General features: G+C 38.5%; 10 protein-coding genes. All 10 read right to left on the bottom strand.

The features are described 5' to 3' along the window. Positions 1–135: 135 nt before the first annotated feature. The 10 genes from BFP77_RS03140 to BFP77_RS03095 all read right to left on the bottom strand — a co-directional run bounded on the left by BFP77_RS03140 (position 136) and on the right by BFP77_RS03095 (position 20,669). Complete coding sequence (locus BFP77_RS03140) at positions 136–1,335, bottom strand: putative glycoside hydrolase (RefSeq protein WP_218963448.1); 1,200 nt, start codon at positions 1,333–1,335, stop codon at positions 136–138. Positions 1,336–1,556: 221 nt separating this feature from the next. Further along, the gene (locus tag BFP77_RS03135; RefSeq protein ID WP_099572619.1) at positions 1,557–3,335 is read right to left on the bottom strand and encodes an alpha-L-fucosidase; all 1,779 of its coding nucleotides are present in this window, start codon (positions 3,333–3,335) and stop codon (positions 1,557–1,559) included. A gap of 11 nt (positions 3,336–3,346) precedes the next feature. Continuing rightward, positions 3,347–6,688: a VCBS repeat-containing protein gene (locus tag BFP77_RS03130; protein ID WP_218963447.1), complete on the bottom strand. Its 3,342-nt coding sequence runs from the start codon at positions 6,686–6,688 to the stop codon at positions 3,347–3,349. Between the two features lie 82 nt (positions 6,689–6,770). Next, entirely contained in the window at positions 6,771–8,291 is a 1,521-nt protein-coding gene (locus BFP77_RS03125) for a RagB/SusD family nutrient uptake outer membrane protein (RefSeq protein WP_099572617.1), read from the bottom strand. Between the two features lie 38 nt (positions 8,292–8,329). Next, positions 8,330–11,452, bottom strand: coding sequence for a SusC/RagA family TonB-linked outer membrane protein (locus BFP77_RS03120; RefSeq protein ID WP_099572616.1), 3,123 nt, complete (start codon positions 11,450–11,452; stop codon positions 8,330–8,332). Positions 11,453–11,814: 362 nt separating this feature from the next. After that, on the bottom strand, positions 11,815–15,969 hold the full coding sequence (locus BFP77_RS03115; protein ID WP_099572615.1) for a hybrid sensor histidine kinase/response regulator transcription factor: 4,155 nt from the start codon (positions 15,967–15,969) through the stop codon (positions 11,815–11,817). Between the two features lie 530 nt (positions 15,970–16,499). Then, positions 16,500–17,639 (bottom strand): lactonase family protein, encoded by a 1,140-nt coding sequence (locus BFP77_RS03110; protein ID WP_180272297.1) that lies wholly within the window; start codon positions 17,637–17,639, stop codon positions 16,500–16,502. A gap of 13 nt (positions 17,640–17,652) precedes the next feature. Further along, a complete protein-coding gene (locus tag BFP77_RS03105; RefSeq protein ID WP_180272296.1) occupies positions 17,653–18,456 on the bottom strand; it encodes a ThuA domain-containing protein in 804 nt (267 codons plus the stop codon). 61 nt (positions 18,457–18,517) lie between these two features. Then, positions 18,518–19,447, bottom strand: coding sequence for a ThuA domain-containing protein (locus tag BFP77_RS03100; RefSeq protein ID WP_099572612.1), 930 nt, complete (start codon positions 19,445–19,447; stop codon positions 18,518–18,520). Between the two features lie 142 nt (positions 19,448–19,589). Beyond that, complete coding sequence (locus BFP77_RS03095) at positions 19,590–20,669, bottom strand: serine hydrolase domain-containing protein (RefSeq protein ID WP_180272295.1); 1,080 nt, start codon at positions 20,667–20,669, stop codon at positions 19,590–19,592. Positions 20,670–20,848 lie beyond the last annotated feature (179 nt).

The raw sequence follows: 20,848 nt of genomic DNA, 5'->3' as shown, positions 1-20,848 counted from the left end.
TATTTCCACTAGTCGATATAACCATCTAATTTTGTAACTTTTTCTTTTAATTCTTAGACAACCTATAGCTCAATTACAAAATTCCATTTCGAGTTTAAGGCATGGTTTGATTTCAAAAATCCATTTTCATCTAGTCTATTTCCATGTAATTTGACTTTTCCTACTCTCAATATTGACCCATACACTGGCATGCTCAAATTCTCTAGTGAATTCCCACTCGTCAAGATCACTTCTTTTGTAACCACTTTTTGGTGCGCCAAGTTTTCTTTGCAAATCCGGATGGTCTACCAAGGAACCGTCATCTAAATCCCAACCCCAGCCGTACTGAAAATATGAATAGGGCTGCGCACCGATTAGAAAACAAGACAAATAGAACTCCAAATTTTCTTTGGATAAACGTTCCATTTCCAATGTATACCCTTTTTGTTCATCATTTTTAGGGGAATCTGTATCATGTTCAAAACCAAAACGAAAGATTGATATTTTCCCTTCTTTCGCATTTTTTAGCATTTCATCCCACTCTGCAAGAAGGTTTTCCTTTGTTGTTAACTCACTACTGTAGTGTTCAAACATAGCACCATCTACGTGGGGATATGCGTATTTAGCTATGTCGTCGTTCACATTGTTACCCAATACAATTTTATTAGGGCCTAATTTCTTTTTGAGCGCTTTTATCAGCGCACCTTGGGCTTTATGTACCTCCTCCTTTCTATTCTCACGCAGCCAAGAAAAACCGTGCATTTGGTCAATGAACGCACCGTCGCTACCGGAATCTACAATGCCTTTGGCCACTGTTTCAACCCACCAATTTCGAAAATTAGGATTAAGTACATCAAAGAAATAGACAAGTTGTATATAATGGTCCCTGAAGGCAAGCTCACCTGTCTCCTGATCTGCGATTAAATATGATTTAAGTTCTGGGTATTGGTCAATTTTATCGGGAGTGAAATTTTTATTGTAGGAAGTGTATGGCCAGGCGTACGCTGAATTAAAATAAAATAGGATTTTTATATCGGTGTTCTGCTCTTTGAATGCCTTTACCTCGTGTTTTGTTCCTAGTTCAGCTGCTCCTAGTTCTTTAACACCATGTGATTTTTCAATACAGATAAAGTCGGTACGTTTAGCTATGAAACTTACTTCATTCGGAGATAAAATACGTTCGTTATCGCCGAACATATAATACATAGGGACAGAATTCCATGAAAAAGAAGGAAACCCTTGTCTGGGTTTAAACACGCTTCCGTCACTAGTCAGAAATGGTTGCTTAGTTACCTTACAGGAAAAGAACATTACTTGAAAAATAAGAATACCGACCAATCTTGTTTGATTTGACATTTTATATATTTTAAGTGATATTAAAAATCATGTTCAATGGAAATCAAATGAGCGAAAAATTATTTTATGTGATATTAGGACCTTTTCCAATCTAATGTCAAAGATGTTGGATTGTTCCATCCAAATGTAAGCTAGAAGTAAAAAAACCGATAGTTTACTTCGTAACCTTAACTAAAAAACTCAAAATGACACTCCGCTTGAAATTATAAACAGATTTAAAATTATTCCATACTGCCTTCAGGTGTGAACCGTATTTCTTTCAGACTAGCACTTTCTTTATTTCCATCCACCAAGGACACAGTTACTTCATGTTTTCCAGGCCGTTCAAAACGCAAGAGACCCATTTCATAGTAATTGTAGATATGCGATGAATTCTGTTCGTTTTGAATCATTGAACCTTCCTCCGTGCTTACGTTCCAAACCAACCGTCCTTCGCCCGCGTAATTTAAATCTACTTTGTAGTATCCTGGATTCTTAACTTCCACTTCCCAAGTCACTTTACCGTCAGCTTTCCAGTTCCCCGCCTGTTCAATGTGCTTCCACTCCCCAAATTTTTCCATCCATTTTTTTTCTGTTATGGTGGTTTTTTCGGAGGTTGCAAAATCTACTGGAAATTCGGATGGGTAATACGGGTCAATAGTGGAAGCCGTAGCTACATCCAAAGTACCGTCAGGAACAACTTCTATTACGGAAACTAGTCTGTCTGGGCGTTGAGACGGAAGGTCGATTGTCAACCAGGTTCCGAACTTGCCTGTATTTAACCTTATTTTTTTGTCATTCTGCAAAAGACTTGCCCCAATAATATCCCCTTTGATTCCTGGTAGGACAAGTTTGCCATCTAAAGGCCATTCATAAACACATAAGTTTACTTTCCCTTCTGGGGTCATGGTGGCATCACCCCATGGTAATTTACGCCCCCATGGTGATGCTTTTGCCTTGTAAATAATTTGAGGATGCTCAATAATCCATTTTCCTGAAGTCCTTAGCGATCTCTGTGCTTCCATGGGTATTGTACCATCTGGAGCCGGACCTACGTTCAACATGTAGGTTCCTCCGCGAGCGACTGTTGAAATTACGCTGGTTAGAATACGTTTAGGGCTCTTCCAATTCTGGTCATACCAGGCATAGCCCCAAGAATCGTTCGTAACATCTACAGACTCCCAAAGACCACCAATATTTTTGATGGGAATATTCATATCCCCTAAAGATTTGTAATCTCCTAAATTGTGACCTGCGCGGCCAGAAATCATAGCATTGGGTTGATATTTACGGACTACTTGAACTAGTTCTTCTACATATTTTTTTTCCATGTTACCAGGAGTGTCAAACCACACTATATCTATATCACCATACTCGGTTACAATTTCTTTTACCTGCGGAAGACACTTGTTTTTAAAATAATAATCAAATCCTACTTCTTTTCCTTTTTCTGTTGTTGTTGGACCTCCGTTACCTCCCGGAAAGGTCCAGTCTTGGTTATGTGAGTAGTAAAAACCAAACCCTAAATCTAAATCTTTACAGGCTTTTGCTAATTCCTTCATAGGATCCCTGGCAAAAGGGGTGGCTTTAACGATATTAAAGTCATTACTTTTAGATTCGTACATGGCAAAACCATCGTGATGTTTACTCGTAATTACTATGTACTTCATCCCTGCGTCCTTCGCTAGCTGAGCTATGGCCCTTGCATTAAAGTTTATGGGATTAAAATTTTTCGCTTCCGCCATATACTCTTTTGGTGGAATACCAGCCCTTCTCGGGTGCATTATCCACTCACTAATGCCATAGTATGTGCTATCTTTCCACTTGTTGGCAATATTGGAATAAATTCCCCAATGTATGAACATCGCATAATTGCCATTATCGAAAAGGGATGTTCTGGAAGCAGGTGCGTCAATTCCCAAGGTGTTCTGCCTGCCCCACATCTTATCCATATCATTATCCTTCTGTGACTGAACAATTAGAACAGTCGTTAAACAAAGTAGGGCTATAATTTTTTTCATAATATTAGTGGTTATAAAATTTCTTTGACGCTTCCCGTGGTCTGACCTTTTTTATTCAATTGTATTATACGCAAAGGTTCGTTGACGCCGGCCAACAAAAAACAAGTTTTACCATTAGCCATGGTAATAGCGGCAATTTCTTTTATATCTCCCCTATAAAACAAGCCGCTTTCTTTTGCCAGAACTTCAATATACCCATCTGCCGTACCTATTAAGAGCGTTCCCAGACCACTATCTAGCCTTGGAGTTTCAGCTTCTGTCCTATATAAATTACCCGCAATAAACAGGTCGGCATATTCATCTCCATTGTAATCAAGTGTTTCAATGGCGTTGATACTTGAAAATTGTGTTTTCACGGGAAGACTATGCGTTTTCGCAAACGTTCCGTTTTCGTTTTCAAACCAAACATGTGCAAAAGTGTTCGCTTGGTAATGCAGTGAATTTTTTAATACGGACGCCCCATATATATCAGATAAATCAGCGGAAGCAAATTCCCTATAGGAGCCATATCTTTTGCCTATAGCAGGTATTTGTTGTGAGGAACATTCAAGTCCCCTTAAGGGCACTTCTTTTTTTTCTTTGGTATAGCTTAAAACGATATCGTTGGTGCCATTCTCGTCAAAATCATTGGAATAAACCTTAAAAGGGGAGGATGAGGAGGCCTTGTATTTGTGATTTAATCCTAGATTGCCCGCAATGATATCCATATCCCCGTCTTTATCTACATCTTGTATTTTAACTGTGTACCACCAACCATTGGATTCTGAAAGCCCATATTTCTTCGTGGCATTTCTTAATTTGCCCTCATCGTTTTTAAAAATAGTAATCGGCATCCATTCTCCAGAAAGTACTAATTCTTTCCAACCATCACCATCTAAATCAATCCATTCCGAGTCGGTAACCATACCAATATCTTTTAAATCTGGACTTTCGGTTTCCGTCACATTCTTAAAGGTTAAGGCGATATCTTTTCCTCCATTATTTTTTAACAATATGCTAGAAGCCGGAAATGGATATTTTCCAGGTACATTCCTACCGCCTATAAAGATATCAAGCAAACCGTCTTTATCGAAATCAGCAACAGCTACCGTCTTTCCTGCTACTGATTCATTAGGTAATGCACTTGTTGAATTTATAAAGCCATCTGAAGTATTTAAATACAGCCGGTCGCTATGATCCTGAAACTGGCTTCCGTTGGTAACTACATAAAGATCTTGATCGCCATCATCATCAAAGTCAGCAAAAATGGCACCTACATCTTCCATGCGTGAATCAGCTGACCAAGGTCCTTTCATTTCAACGAATTTAGATTCATTGTTCTGAAGATATAGAGCGCTGACACTTCCAGAGGCATTTCCAACAAAAAAATCTTCAAGACCATCTCCATTAACATCGCCTGTTGCCAGTGCAGGACCCAACTTACCATACTCATATGGTAAGAGGGGTTCCATTTTATAGTCGTCAAACAAATCTTCCTTATGTTGGAAAAAAACACCTGCAGCACCTGTTATTTCTTTAAATGCGGGCTCATTAGAATTTGAGATACTGCCTTGTACCGCATCTGAATAGGACACGACTAATTTTTGATTAATAACTGGTTTGTTTATTATTTGCTCTTTACCATCTGGCCAGATTACTTGTAATTTCTCAAGTCCAAGAGCGTTTCCGAGACCAAAATGCACTACGGGCTCAACACTAGACTGAAAACCGCGTGTTAGTGTCATTTCTTGCTTTTGCGCTTCTCCGTTATTTGTTGAAATCAAAATTTTAGCTCCAAGACCATTTTTATTTTTTTCGGGACCCCTGAGTGTAATTCTCAAATAGTGTGAATCTTTAGTCTCGTTTTTATAAACTGTTGCAGACTGATCAATGTTGTTAATAACCATATCCAAATCACCATCGTTATCTAAATCTCCATATGACATGCCATTGGAGAATCCTTTAAAGTCTAAACCCCATTTATCCGAAATTTTTTCAAATTCATATCCGTTGATATTCCTGTAAACGTAATTGGAAATAGGTTCGCTCGGGTAATCTGTTATCTCTACATTGAAAGCTTGTTTAAAAGAAGTGGGCGCTTTACGTTTGTTAATATCATTGTCATTAACATCTCTTTTCATCCCATTGGTAATGTAGATATCTTTAAATCCGTCATTATCTAAATCTGCAAATAGGGTAGACCAACTCCAATCCGTAGAGGCAAGATTTGCAAAACGTGATATCTCGCTCATTATGGGTATCCCATCACTATTCGTTCCATTGTTCAACTGTAGGCTGTTTTGCATATACTGATAATGAAATCCCATGGATATGCCTTCTTCAAATCTTTTGGGATTCATACTGGCCATATTGACCTTTGCTCGAACATAGTCTTCAGGCGACATTTCTGCCTGAATCAAATCTATGGTGAGGTCATTGTTGAAGTCCGCAGCATCAATGCCCATTCCGAACATTGATACGTGGCCCGTTGCGGTCTTAAGTACCTCTTTGAACGTTCCATCACCATTATTTAGATAAAAATAATCAGGAACATTAAAGTCGTTGGATAGATATAGGTCCGTTAATCCGTCATTATTAAAATCTGATGCAATTAGGCCTAATGTAAGCCCAAAATTCTTTACACCCGCAATCTCCGTGACATCCTCAAATGAACCATTATTGTTGTTGCGATATAGATGCCCGCTTTCTTCTAAAAGGTTTTCTTTTAGTTTGGCAGCATAGAACATGTTACCTTGACTTATTGGAACCAATGGGTAATTTGCTACGAAAAGATCAAGATCTCCATCGTTATCATAATCAAAAAATGTAGATTGTATAGAATTGGAGGAATCGTTAATACCATATTTTGATGCGGACTCCGTAAAAGTTAAATCCCCATTATTGATATAGAGTTGATTTTGAGTATTCGTAAGCATACCGGAAACAGAAAGATAGATATCTAAATACCCATCATTGTTAATATCAACAAGTGTAACTCCAGTATACCACCTTTCATCTCCCTCGATACCTGCGGAGCTACTGACATCTTCAAATTGCATCATTCCGTTATTATGGTACAACTTATTGGGGACCATATTTCCGGTAAAAAAAATATCGGATAAGCCATCATTATCAAAATCACCGATTGCTACACCGGCACCCATATAAATATATGGAAACTTAAAGTAATTTAAAGAATCGGTTTCTGATAAGGTATTGGCAAAATGAATACCACTTTCTTTACTAGTTAATTGCGTAAATGAAGTAATGTTCGTGGATTCGCCAACTTTTGACTTCTTACAGGCGAACCCTGTAATCAATAGGGACATACTGATTATCTTGGGAACATATTTCCAAAATATTACTTGCTTCATGATCAATTTTTACAACATGAAAAGGAGCCGCTTTGAAGACAACTCCTTTTTATCAAAACTAACTCAACTATATACTTTATTATTAATTATAACCAGGGTTTTGAACCATATTGGGATTAGTATCCACCTCTATTTGAGGAATTGGGTAATATTCTCTTCCGGGTACATAACGGATTGCCTGTAGTCTAAAAGAAGGATTTTCTTCAAATCTACTTGGCGAAAGCCCCCATCTCAATAAATCTAAAGGTCTTTGGGATTCATTACAAAGTTCCAAAACTCTCTCATCCCTAACACGCTGTCTAAAATCTTCTTTGGATAAACCTTCAGGTATTGGCGGCATATTAACCCTGGCACGTACCCTGTTGATAGATGCGTATGCATCTGCGTTAGGACCATTTGCTTCGTTCTCTGCCTCTGCATGCATTAAAAGTACATCTGCAAAACGAATAATTCTTTTGTTGTTACCATTCGCGTTAAAAGCAGGTACGGCGCCTCCACCATTGGGTTCAATATATTTTGCAGCTCTAACAGGCCTTCTGAGGGTTGGGTCAGCCTCGAAATCGGCAATCTCTGCAGCAAATTTTTCAGTAAAACTCACTCCATTAAAATGCTCAGCTCCGGGATAGTTCCAAACTAAGGTCTCTTTAGCTCTCGGATCTTCCTGACCATCTATTGTAGTCTCACGTAAGAATAAGTCCAAAACCCATGGATTCATTCTATAATTTGTAAAATCAAATTGCATGGAACTATATCGAGCAGTTGAGGGAACATCAGACCCCCAACCTGCTGTCCATGCTCCTGTTTTGTCAAATTGGATTTCAAATAGGGATTCTACATTATTTTCGGTACTTTCGTTAAAATTATCTCCGTAATTATCCGTCAAATCAAACGTACCGTAATCACCATTAATTAACTTCTTAAATTCAGCAGACGCTTCGGTCCACTCTTCTAAGTATAAATGCGTTTTTCCCAGTAAAGCGGAGGCGGAACCTTTAAACACTCTACCTTTGTTATTTTCGTCCCAAGATACTGGCAAAAGGGTAATAGCGGTATTAAGGTCCTCTTTAATTTGCTCCCATATTAAACTAGGTTCTACTTGTGGTTGTTGGGTTTCGGCCAAACTGCCTGCGGGCTCCGTAACAAGCGGTATGTTTCTGAAATGATTGACCAATACAAAGTAATTCATAGCTCTTAAAAAAAGAGCTTCCCCAAGAATATTATCTTTTAAGGTAGCATCCATTTCAATTTCAGGCACATTCTTCAATACCAGATTAGCACGGAAAATGACTTTCCACATTTCTGCGTAGGTATTTGCGTAATTGCCGTCATTCGGATTACCATCATAAAATTGTAAAGCACCTCCAATTCCACCGGCATTTAAAATTTCATCAGATAAGGCCAACTCGACAATGTACCAAATTCTACCATGGTAAAAAATTGTAGACATTGGACTATAGGTTCCTATAATTGCAGCCGTAGCATCAGCTTCCGACTGCCAGAATATATCTGGAGTCAGGGTATTTGGATTTGATTGTTCTAGCAAGTCAGTTTCGCATCCGGAAATACATGCGAAACAGATAATTATTAAGATATAATTTCTCATTTTATTAATTTTTTAGGTTTAATAGCAATACTCATAATTTATAATCCTATTTGCACCCCCATAATTAGATTCCTAGCTGCTGGATATGAAGATTGATCAACACCTGCTAAAAAGAGTAGGTTATTATTGTCAACCACCCTTAGCTCATCATCAAAGGACCTACCTATTTCCGGGTAATAGCCAGAATAGTTGGTAATAGTAAATAAATTTTGAGCGGATAAATAAAGTCTTATTTTTCTGACATTAATTTTATCCATAATATTTTGGGGTAGAGAATATCCAAGTTGAATATTTCTAAGCCTGAAATAGGCACCACTTTCTACACCAAATGAACTTATCCTATTATTATTTGCACCACCTCCTAGTCTTGGAATTCTTGTATCGGTGTTTGTCGGTGTCCAATAATCTAATGCTTCTCTTGTCATGTTGCTGTTTAAATCCAGTAAGTTTTTATTAATTCCTGTGTTATATATTTCGTTTCCGGCAACTCCATTGAATATCATATTAATATCCCAGTTCTTGTACCTTGCATCCAGCGTAAATCCATATTCGTAATCCGGTATATAACTACCCAATATTTTTTGATCATCCGCAGTAAGGGCACCACTATTATCTAAATCTTCATAGATAAAGTCTCCTGGTTGTGCATTGGGGTCAGCATTATCATCTGCAGCTATTTCTGCTTCTGTTTGATAGATGCCAATAACATTATACCCATAAAAGCTCGCTACTTGACTACCAGCTTCAGTAAGCGTCTGCTGAAACTGCGAACCAGTTCCTGCAGTAATCGGAGCTATATTTTCACCTAAGGATAATACTTCGTTATCCAAAAACGTAATATTTGCACTTAAATTAAAGGTCAGGTCACCAATATTATCACTATAGGTTCCCGCTAGTTCCAATCCTCTGTTCTGTATGGAAGCTGCATTTTGAGGCACAGGAGTATTGGTTCCTGAAGTAGGGGGTATTCTGAGGGAAACCAAGATATCTTCGGATTTTTTATCAAAATAATCTGCTGTTAGCGTAAGCTTGTAATTAAATAGTGACATATCCATACCAATATTGTATGTTTTAGTTGTCTCCCAAACAAGATCGGGATTTGCAAAGACCGTCTGTGATACTCCAGCAACTCTATTCTGACCCGTTCCAAAAACCGCATCACTGTTGATATTTAAAACGGGGACGAAGGCGTAGTCTCCAACTTCTTGAGACCCTAATTCTCCGTAGCTTGCCCTAATCTTTAAATTATTTACGATTTCACTGTCCTTTAAAAATTCCTCATTGGATACAGTCCAAGCTGCGGATACGGACGGAAATACTCCATATCTGTTTTCTTCGGAGAACCTAGAACTACCATCTCTACGAACAGAACCACTTAAATAGTATTTCTCGGCATAATTATAGTTTATCCTACCGAACAAGGATTGTATGGCACTTACAGTTTGTGTACCCTGGGCCTGCACTATGTTACTTGCGGCACTCACTTGTCTAATATCGTTGGATGGAAAACCCGACACCCAGATAACCTCATTATTCGTTTCAACCCTTTGGGATGTGACACCTCCAACCAAATCGAGGGAATGTTTCCCAAATATTTTTTTATAGTTTAGCGTACCCTCTATGAGTTGATTTACATATTTCTGCGTTCTATCAATCAACTCGGCCTCCTGCCTATTTGCATCTACATTATTAGATATGAAGAACGTAGGTGTATATGTATAATCCGATGAATTCGAATATTGAAGCCCCAAGTTTACGGCAGCCGTTAGACCATCGAAAAACTCGTACCCGATATTAAGATTTCCTATTAGATTATCCCTTGTCTCATGACGGTCTTGCAGCAGCGCTCGCCCAATATGATTATTACCCTCTTGCATATGCAATTCTTCCGAGGCCCCATTAAAACCACCGTCGTTATCCGGATTTCTAAAAGGGATTGTGGGCAATATATTATTTCCTAAGTTCCAAATTGTATTTTTATTTCTGAACGTAGTTGAGATGGCAAAACTTTCTGAAATCTTAAGCCTCCCTTTATCGATACCCATATTGGCTCTAAATGTCTTTCTATCAAAATCGGAAGCAACTATAATTCCATCTTGCTCTAGCCAGTTTGCAGAAACGTTGAAATTAACATCTCCTGAAGTACCGTAAACACTAGTCGCCAAGTTTTGTATTGGAGCGTCCGAGATTGCGATTTCATCTATTATGGTATTCACCGTTGGATCCAATTGTTCATTAAAACCAGGTAAAAAGTTTGGCTGTTGACCTTCCGGCGCATTGGCAATTGCTAGTTCATTTCTTAAATTGGCATATTCAGCTCCCGATATCCAATCCAATTTTTTTATTTGAGACTGTATACCATAACTAGATTCAAAGTCTACTCTAATACCATCAACACCTTTTCCGTTGGCCGTAGTAACTATGATTACACCGTTTGCTGCTCTAGAACCGTATATAGCAGCGGCAGATGCATCTTTCAATACCTGAACCGATTTGATATCCGATGGATTCAAAAAATCCATGTTATCTGTGAGCATTCCGTCTATTACGAATAATGGATTTGAGTTTGATAAGGAAGATACACCCCTAATTACAATGTTTGTTTCCGCACCAGGACTACCACCCACCGATTCTACTCGAACACCAGCCATTCTACCTAATAAAAGTTGGGAAGCGTCCCCCACCTGCAACTTGTCTAAACCATTGCCGGATAGCGAACCTATTGCACCTGTTAAATCAGATTTTTTTTGGGTACCATAGCCCACAACGACCACCTCGTCTAGTCCAGCGGCGTCTTCTTGTAAGGCAACAGAAATATATGTATCACCATTCAGTACTACTTCTTTGGTAGCGAATCCAATATAAGAAATTACCAGAATAGCATTTGAGTTCGAAACACTTATGGAAAATTTTCCATCAAAATCTGACTGTACTCCATTGGTGGTTCCTTTTTCTATAACATTAGCACCTGGTAGGGGTTGGCCATCGGAATCCACAATAGTTCCGGTTATGGCCGTTTGCATTCCTATACCCGATGTAGTTGAAGATGTACTAATTTCATTGGCATATGAAACAAATATAAAACACACTAAAAAAAGAGTGGCAATAGACCGTTGTTTCGTAAGTCTGAAAATTTTCAGTTTAGTTTTCTTTTTTTTCATTTTTGGTCAGTTAAATAAGAGTTGTTAAAATGAAGTCCCTTTTAAGGCTCAACATAAGAAAATAATTTCCTCATATCTCAAAATAAATGAATCCCATTCTAAAGGTCTTGCTCATTTCAATCAATCACTTGCGCATTCCTTGCATTATATTTTTGATATCTTAAAATTTTAATATTCAATAAGTTATGATATTATTCATTCATGATAATATTCACTATTTCGTCTAGCGATGATAAATCTATATTTAAAAACACTATTTGTACTTGGATAATTTGGTTCGGGCTTTAAGTGGAAGAAAAGTTAATAAAAACATATTACTACGTCTGATTGGACATTTGTGTACGACATAATTCCCCATTACTTTACTTGAAATAATCGGATGGGGAAACACCATGTAGTTTTTTAAAGGATGTTGAAAAATAAGAATTTGATTCAATTCCTATTTGATACATAACCTCAGCAACAGTGTAGTCAGTATTATTTTTTAAAAGTTCTGCGGCACGCTGTAGTCTAAAATTTCTCAAATAGGCATTAGGAACTTGCCCAGTTAGCTTTTTTAAACGCCGATATAAATGAGATGTGCTTAGATTCATTTTGTTTGCTAACTCTTCAACCCCGAAACCTGAATCCGAAATATTACTTTCAATTACTTCAATTAGTCTAATCAAAAATTCCTTGTCCTTGGTCGGAATCTCGATATCCGTCTTAGGTAGCTTACTGTTTTCTGAAAAATAAGCCTTTAGTCTTGTTCTATTCTGAATTAATTTATCGATTCTTAATTTTAAATGTTTTATCGAGAAAGGTTTGCTCAAATAATCATCAGCTCCGTATTCCAAACCTTTTATAGTATTTTCGGTATCGCCCAAGGCCGTTAGTAATAACACCGGTATATGACTTAAATCTGGATTATCCTTAATTTTAGAACACAGTTGAAACCCGTCCATTTCAGGCATCATTATGTCACTTATAACGAGATCAGGTTCATTGATGGTTATCTTTTCCAAACCCTCAACCCCGTTGTTGGCAACTTCTATATTATACGAAGTAGATAGCGTGCCCTTTAAAAAAGTCTGTACGTCAACTTCATTCTCAACCAATAAGATTGAATGATTTTTTTTAGCTACACTTAACGCTGAAACTGTATCACGCTCCGTAATATCAACAGAAAGTGGAATCCAATTTTTCACAAAAGACTTTTCTGAGAACTCTACATCCTGCGCAAGGTGATTGTCTAAAGTTTTCGAAGGAACGATTACTGTAAATCGGGTTTCTACCCCAGGATTACTATTAGCATAAATCTCTCCGTCAAGGATGTTCACAAGAGATTTGCAAAAAGATAGTCCAATTCCACCACCACTTGTAAGATCTTTTTTGTTGCCTAGTTGGTAAAACCGCTCAAAAATATTTTCAAGATCTTCTGTTGGGATTCCCTTGCCACTATCCACAACATCTATTTGTATTAATTTTTTTTCGTTTTCGTAGATAATTTTACACTCTATGCTAATATCACCTAACGGTGGGGTATTCTTAAATGAATTGGATAGCAAGTTAAAGATTATTCTTTCTAATTTTTCGACATCAATAATGATTTCTTCTTCTGGAGAGCTTACTTTATAGAAAAAATTAATGTCCCTTTCAAGCGCATAGTTCTCAAAAGCTTCTGTAGTTGGAAAGATGAAACCCGCCAAAGTGTCTTTGCTTAGGTTAAGTTTCAAATGCCCTTGTTCAGACTGCCGAAATGTAATCAATTGATCCACTAAACTTAATAGTCTCTTCGTGTTTTTTTGGATTAAAGCCAAGTACTTAATATTTTCCGGTTTTGGATTATTCGAAATGATACATTCTAACGGACCCGAAATTAACGTTAACGGAGTTCTAAATTCATGAGACAAATTCGTGAAATATCTAAATTTACCTTGGTTGATGATTTCTAATCTGTCCTTGTCCAATTTCTCGTATTTCAGTCGCTGTTTTAGTTTTTCGTTCTTTGAAAAGTAAACTATAATTCCTATTGCTATTCCTATTGCGATAATAGCAAAAATCAAATAACCCCACCATGACCTGTACCAAGGAGGTACTATGCTAATTCTTAAAGACTTTATTTCTGAACTCCATATCCCATCGCCATTGCCTGCTTTTACCTTAAACAGAAAGTTGCGGGCGGGTAAGTTTGTATAGGCAACATTGGTTTTTCCAGACTTTATTTCAATCCATTCTTCATTAAATCCCTCTAGCTTATAGGCCACTCTATTCTTTAAAGGAGTTGAAGTGTGATCCACCGCTAGGCCAAAAGCTATGGAATGTTCCTTTTGACTTACCGAAATGACATCGGTCTCAGAAATACTTTTATCCAGTATGATTTTATCCTTGAACCTCTCACCTATACCTACCCGCTTATTATTAATAAAAAGATCAGTAATCAAAACCTTTGGGGTTTGCTCATTCAGTTTAATATTTTTTGGGTCGAAGATGATTAAACCGTTTAAGCCACCAAAATAAAAATATCCCGAATCCCCTTTAAAAAAAGATCCTTGTCTAAAATTATTATGAGCTAAACCGTCTCTTACATCAAAAACTTCCACATTTCTATCCTTCAAGTGGAATCTGACCAAACCCATATCCGTACTTAACCATAAATAATCATTGTCTTCCTGTAAAATTCCATAAATGGCATCATCCGGTAATAAATCATTTTTTCTGAATAAGTCAATTTTTAATGGTAAACCTTCACTATCCAAGTATATTTTGTTTAGCCCGCCACCAAAGGTTCCTACCCAAATAATACCGTCATCGTCCTGATGAAGTGAGAAAACATTTTCATAACTTAGTTTTATTGCATTCCTATTTCCGTCTGAATAGAATTGGTTCAATTCTATTTTTTCGCCATCGAGTTCTCCATGCAATAAACCTTTATTGGTGCCAAACCAAAATGAGCCATCACTGGCCCTTAGTAATTTGTGGCCCTTTTTGCTACCCAAAGAAGTAACCGAAGCTACTTCTAGCGTAGGGTTTCCACTCAGGTCAATATCCTCCCAAGGATTTTTAAGGATGACAATTTTATTTCCCAATAATAACATATTATTTTCTCCTACCTGATAAATATCTCTAATCTCTTCATTTATAAGTTGAATACCGTCATGTGTTATTTCTACTTTTTTAAATTCCTTTTTTGAAGGGTTATAAACTATAACCGATTGATCTGTTCCAAACCACAGATAGCCTTTATCATCTTCATAGATACTTCTAACGATATCACCATCTTCAGTAGGGAATTTACTTCTCAAATCTTCAAACTTAAGAGAATTTAGAGTGTTTTTATTGATAATCGACTTACTTCTAAACAGGGGCTTATTGTAACCCGAAAGCCAGAGTATTCCATTTTTGTCCTCAAGAATGGCAGTAAGCAGATTGTCTGATAATGACTCTGAATCATAGGGGTTATGGGTATAGCTTACAAACTGTTTTTGTCTTAAATCTAGTTTATTAATACCTCCTTGTGCTGTGCCTATCCATAAGACATTGTAATCATCTTGATATAATGTATTAATATTCTGACTGCTTAAACCAAATTCATTTCGTGGGTCGTAAACGTAATGATAATGAGAATCTGTATTCGTATCAAATTTATAAAGCCCATCATTTTCAGTACCGACCCAAACAATAGAGTTGTTATCTTCAAAGATGGTATCGACGGAAAAATATGGATTTGTAGAATTGCTTCCTAAAATGTCGTTAAAATTCTTGATGATTTTAGGGATACTACTTTGGAGAGATATCTTATAGAGTCCTTTTTCAGCTCCAATCCAGACTATTCCATTTCTATTTAATAAGGAAGTAATATGAGAATTTTCTAAGATATCAAACTTTATTGCAGATTTGATTTCTGGCAACGCAGTTGGTATTTTCTCAAGTTCCAGATTCCACAAACCCTTTGAACTGCCTAGTAATATCGAACTTTCATCCCTGAAAATAAAATCATTAATAAATGGAATATCAAATCTTGGTTTTAGTATGTTATCCGATAATTTGAAAACTCCTTTTTTGACATCTGTTAATTTACAAGCATAAAGTTTATTTTCGCCAGAGAACCAGATTTGTCCATTTGGTCCGGAATCAATATGGCTAATGTTTACCTTTTCTAATAATGGAATTGTATAGAATTTTTCTAACATCGGCACATAAACATTCATACCTAGATTTGTTCCTATCCATACAATTCCATTGATATCCGAATACAGATATTTAATATCGTTACTGAGAATATTGCCATTAGTATCGGACTGTGTCGTAAACGTTTTGAATTCATAACCATCGTATCTAATTAATCCGTTTGGCGTTCCAAACCACAAAAAGCCATACCGGTCTTTCACTATGGAATTGATTGTGTTTTGATTGAAACCCTCCTTGTTAGAGAATATTTCAAAATCTTGAGAATGTACTTCGTATGAATTGATCAGTATGAGAAGGACAATTTGAAAAGAAAAGAAAATGACCCTTAATTTTCGGTTTTTATACATATACTTTTTTAGATAAAATATTCATTAGATCAAAATAAAGCTCCTTTTGTAAATCCCAAAGATTTGATTACCACTATTTGCCTTTTCACAAACTCATATTCAAAACAAGGGATAATAAAAATAGCTCACTATTAATTTAAATTCTAGGAATACTTTTTTAGTTATAGTTTCTTATTGAATGTACGTCTATACTAAAATTACTGTATTTTGAAGGTCTAAACTACATTTGATTTTACTCGTTACGATACTTTTTTTGCGCTCTAATGGGTAGTTTAATCAAAAATTGACAAATGGCTACCTTTGTGATTGAATGAAATTTATTTTAGCTTTATTATTAATAAATTAATTACAACTCGTATTGAGGTCTTTAAGGCCTATCCTAGAGAAACCGTTAACAAGTACGTGTCCGTGATAAGAGGAACCATGGTAAGAAGTTGCATTCGTATTGAACTGTTTAGTTTACAGTCCTCCCAGTTATTCGTGAAGTTAAATCTCTGAACCTAACAAAGGATTTGCTTTAAACTTAAGCATCAAATTACGGCTACATCTGCGGGGCAGGGCGCATGTTGTTTTTTCACAAGTTCAAGTGCACCGGTCCTCAAATTGATTCTAAAACATTCAACAAGATTTGCATCTTGGCTGGCAACAAGTAAATAATTACCACTTGTATCTAAGGTGAGGTTCCGAGCATTGGATTTAGCCGCTAACGAACATCGACTTGAAAAGGTTAATTTGCCATCGTCTGAGTCGACCTTATATACCGCTATGCTTTGATGGATGCGGCAGATGTAATAGTAGTACGTTCCATTTTTTGACAAGCAGCCTTCTGCTCCCCAAAAATTAGCCTTACCCAAATTCTCCGGATTATCTTGGCCATGAAAGCCCCCGGGATAACAATTTACCGTTTGAAAAGGCATCAGTCCTTTTTTATTATCTATACTACATACGACGGTAGTACCATTAAGTTCACAATTCACGTAGGCTACTCGTAACGTCGGGTGAAAATTAATGCCGCGTGGACCACTCCCACCCGGTAGATGTACTTCTTCTATGGAGGCCAGTGTCCCCAATTCTACATCAAGCACATGTTGGTGAATTTTATCGGAACCCAAATCCATGGTATACACCAAATTGGTAAGCGGGTCGCCGTGTACCCCGTGGGGATGTGACATTGTCTGACGGATTGGGATAGGTCCGGAACCACTATAATCTGGTCGTGCCGTGACTTCGCCGATCATACCCGTATTGGAATTAAAAGGCAACACTGAAACTCCACCTTCCCAATACCTCGTAACCAGCAGAAAATGACCTGTCCGGTCAAAAGTGGCGCAGGTATTTCCTCGCCCACCGGTTGACTGTGTGCATAGTTTTTTTAAATATCCATTGGACTGAATTTCATAGGAGGTTACATACCCCTCACCAACCTGTGCCCCTGTATGAGCGGAAAGTTCGTGCGTGGCAACAAGAAATCGTCCGTTAGGGTGAACCTCTAACCATGTCGGTGAATCCTGCTCTACCTTATTAATGGGGGTAAGCGAACCGGTGGAATCGTTAAACTCGAAAGAGAGGATACCTACTCCTGATTGTTGTGAGCCAACCCAGCTGAGCTGTCCAGGCTCAAATCCTGTATAACTCCCAACAAAACAGTAATTTTTTTTTATTTCGCTCATTCTAATATCTTGTTTACTTTTCATCGGTTTTCCGAGTGAGCCATTTTATGGAATTGCGAATCAATTGCTGCATCATTGGGTGCCCCAAAGCTTCCTTTGTATGCCCCGGTGCAAGGTAGACAAATCGTCCCTTACCTATTTCACGCCACCAGCCGGCTGGAGCGGATTTATTGGCATCAGAGATATTCCGCAGGAGTAAGTTCTCTTTATCACCATAGTATTTGCTCATATGTTGTTCATCATACGTTCTGAAGTCTTCAATACCAGCCGTAATCGGATGGTCTTTGTCCTCTATTCTGATCATGAATTCCTCTGGAGCCGGATGACCGCCGTAGTCCCCGCCGAAAATATCGTAGTAAGGTCCGTCTGGTGGGTACAAACCGTGCGAATTATGTAGTGCTAGGAAGCCACCTCCATTATTTACGAATTCAAAGACGGCTTGCTGTTGTCCGTCGGTCATCCATTTCACGGGAGATGCATCGTAACCGTTTGGCCAGAGATTTCCATCCTTCAAGAAGATCAATAGATCGAAACTCTTTAAGGATTCTGCGGTCAGCGCCTTGTCGTTTTCGAGATATACTACAGGAATATTTTCGAGTGCTAGCGGGGTCATTAGTCCGTTTCGGACATGGACCGGTGAGTGATAACGGTCACCAATAACTGCCAGAGCAAGCGGTCTATCGGCAGACATATAGACTTCGGAGGTGTTCTGGGTCTGGGCGGAAATCAAGGTCATCAGACCGCATGCCAAAATAGTAAAAATAGAAATTTGGGCGGTATGCCTAGTTCCTTTAGGTAAAATTGGTATTATTTTCATACTAGTTTTCATTTAGTTTTAAAGGATTAATTGCGGACAATATAGTCGTACCGGGAGACTTCTATTGGCCTTGTCTTAATAACCAACGGACGGCATTTTGCTTTAATTTCTGGTACATGGGGTTCCAATGGGCTGTAAGTAGATGACCCGGTTCCAAGTAACAGACCCGACCTTTACCATAATCGTAAGCCCAAACTGCAGGAGCGGTCGTGCCCATGTCAGTGCCCTTGTAGGAATGCCTTAGACCATCTTCGTTAACCGATTCCATCAATACGTACTCAGGGTCTTTGTCGTATTCCATAAAATGCTGCTCATCTGTTACTACGAAGTCCGTGATTCCCTCCATAATTGGATGGTCGGACTTTTTGACCTTGACCTTAAAGCTTCTGATGGGCGGGTGACCGGCATATGCCGCGCCAAGCACATCCCGAAAGTCGTTATTACTACTTCCTACATCAGTAACATTATGAAAGAAAAGTGCCGAACCTCCGTTCTGTACGAAATCACGAACCGCTTGTCCTTGGTGCGGTTGCATCCAAGACGACATTTCGATGGTTGCGGACTCTAGGGGCGGGTCGCTTATAATTGGGATGTCTTTCATGCCCCCTCGAAATGCTATGGCTTTTCTTCCTTCACGGACAGATCCCGGTTTCCCAAAACCGTTGGGGAAGATTCGACCGTCACGATGAACAATCAGCATCTCATATCCTTCCAATGTTTCCGCGTTGAGAGATGAATAATCGTCCGTCATTTTGGTCGATATGCCCATATTTTTTACGATGTCGTGCGTAAGAGCCGTACGGATATATTCCGAATTATGATAGTGATCACCTATCAATGCAAATATTTTAGCCTTTTCCGGAACCTTCTTTTCGGCTGATGAAAAGACCGAGGGGGAAGCTAATGCTACTCCAGCTGTTAGTCCGGCTATAGAGGTGAGGGCAGACCGTCTCGTAATGCTCTTTTTAGATAAAATTGGTTTTGGCTTCATAAAAAATTCAATTTAAGGTTTAACGATCAAGCAAGCTGTTGTTTCCAACAAAGTGTATTGCTTTGATTTTGTCAATTGTTGTTTATTTTGTTACAAATCGGTATTTATATCCGATAGCAAAAGCCACCGGAGGGCATAGTTTTTATTTCTTCCCATTCGGGCGATTGTCTTTGATGATTGATTGAAAAATAAATAGACGTACAAAGTCATGCAGCAAATCGGGCACGAAAAATGTATCCCGGGTAGCGTCTGATGCATCGGCCGTTGTTACGACCAGAAGGTCTAACTCGGGATATATACCAATAAACTGTCCGCGGTGACCATATGCAAAGTAGCCTTGAACCTCGACATCTCCTTGTTGGGTATTTAAAATATCCGAGCGTTTTCGTACCCAGTTCAGGTATCCATACCCTTTTTGTCGATCAAAAGCTGCTCGGTGCTCAGAAGCGGCTTTTACCCACCCCGGCGCTAGTATTCGTTCATCTTCCCAAATGCCGTCCCGTAATAACAGGTAGCCTAATTTTGCCAGATCCCTGCTGCTCATATAAAGGCCGTTGCCTCCTTGTGGAAAGCCTTGGGGACCTTTTGCCCATTCACTGACATTGATGCCTAATGGTCCGAATAAATTGTCTTGTGCCAAGGAACGTACGTCGGATGCAGGCCCTGCCATACCTTTTTTAGCGAGCCTATCCAGCATGGCCATTACTATATTCGGAGCATGGTTGTTGTATTCGAATACCGTGCCCGGCACGGATTCTGGTTCCGCTTGAAGAAAAAGTCTAACATCTGCAGAACTTCTACTATTCGGTACACCTGACCGGTGGGTAAGGATATCTTTCAACGTTAACGCTGCAAGCTTCGGGTGAATCGAGTATTCTGGCAACAAATCACTAACACCTTGCCCTACACTATCGATCCATCCCTTTTGCTCGGCGACACCTAAGAGTGTTGCGACAAACGTTTTAGTGACCGAATATATATGATTGGCAGTCTCGGCCGTTTGACCGTTAAAATAAGATTCGCTCACAAGGTGGCCGTTGCGAATGACGAGTAGGCTGTAACCGCTAGGAAAAAGACTTGGATAGATTTGTTCCGCTGCGTTCAACACAGTACTATCCATTTCCACAACTTCCGGTTTACTTTCCAGCCAATTAGCAGTAGGCCATGGTGCTGATGCTTGTGGACTTTGAGTTTGGGAACTCCCCTGAATTGCGCAAGCCAAGAATAGAACAACAGACAGGTTAAAGGAGCAACCTAGACGATACGCATGACAGCAAAAGTATAAAAGGTAAGTTTGAAAACTATAGCCGTTATGCCGAAAATTTTGGCTTCTGCTTTCTCGTATTATTGGCATCATGTTGAAATTGCACATTAATGATGATGATTTTTATTTTGTAAAAT

Source organism: Maribacter sp. 4U21 (assembly GCF_002742365.1).
In the GTDB taxonomy this organism is placed as follows: Bacteria; Bacteroidota; Bacteroidia; order Flavobacteriales; family Flavobacteriaceae; genus Maribacter.
The sequence above is the reverse complement of the archived record's forward strand: the minus strand, read 5'-3'. Positions and strand labels throughout refer to the sequence as shown.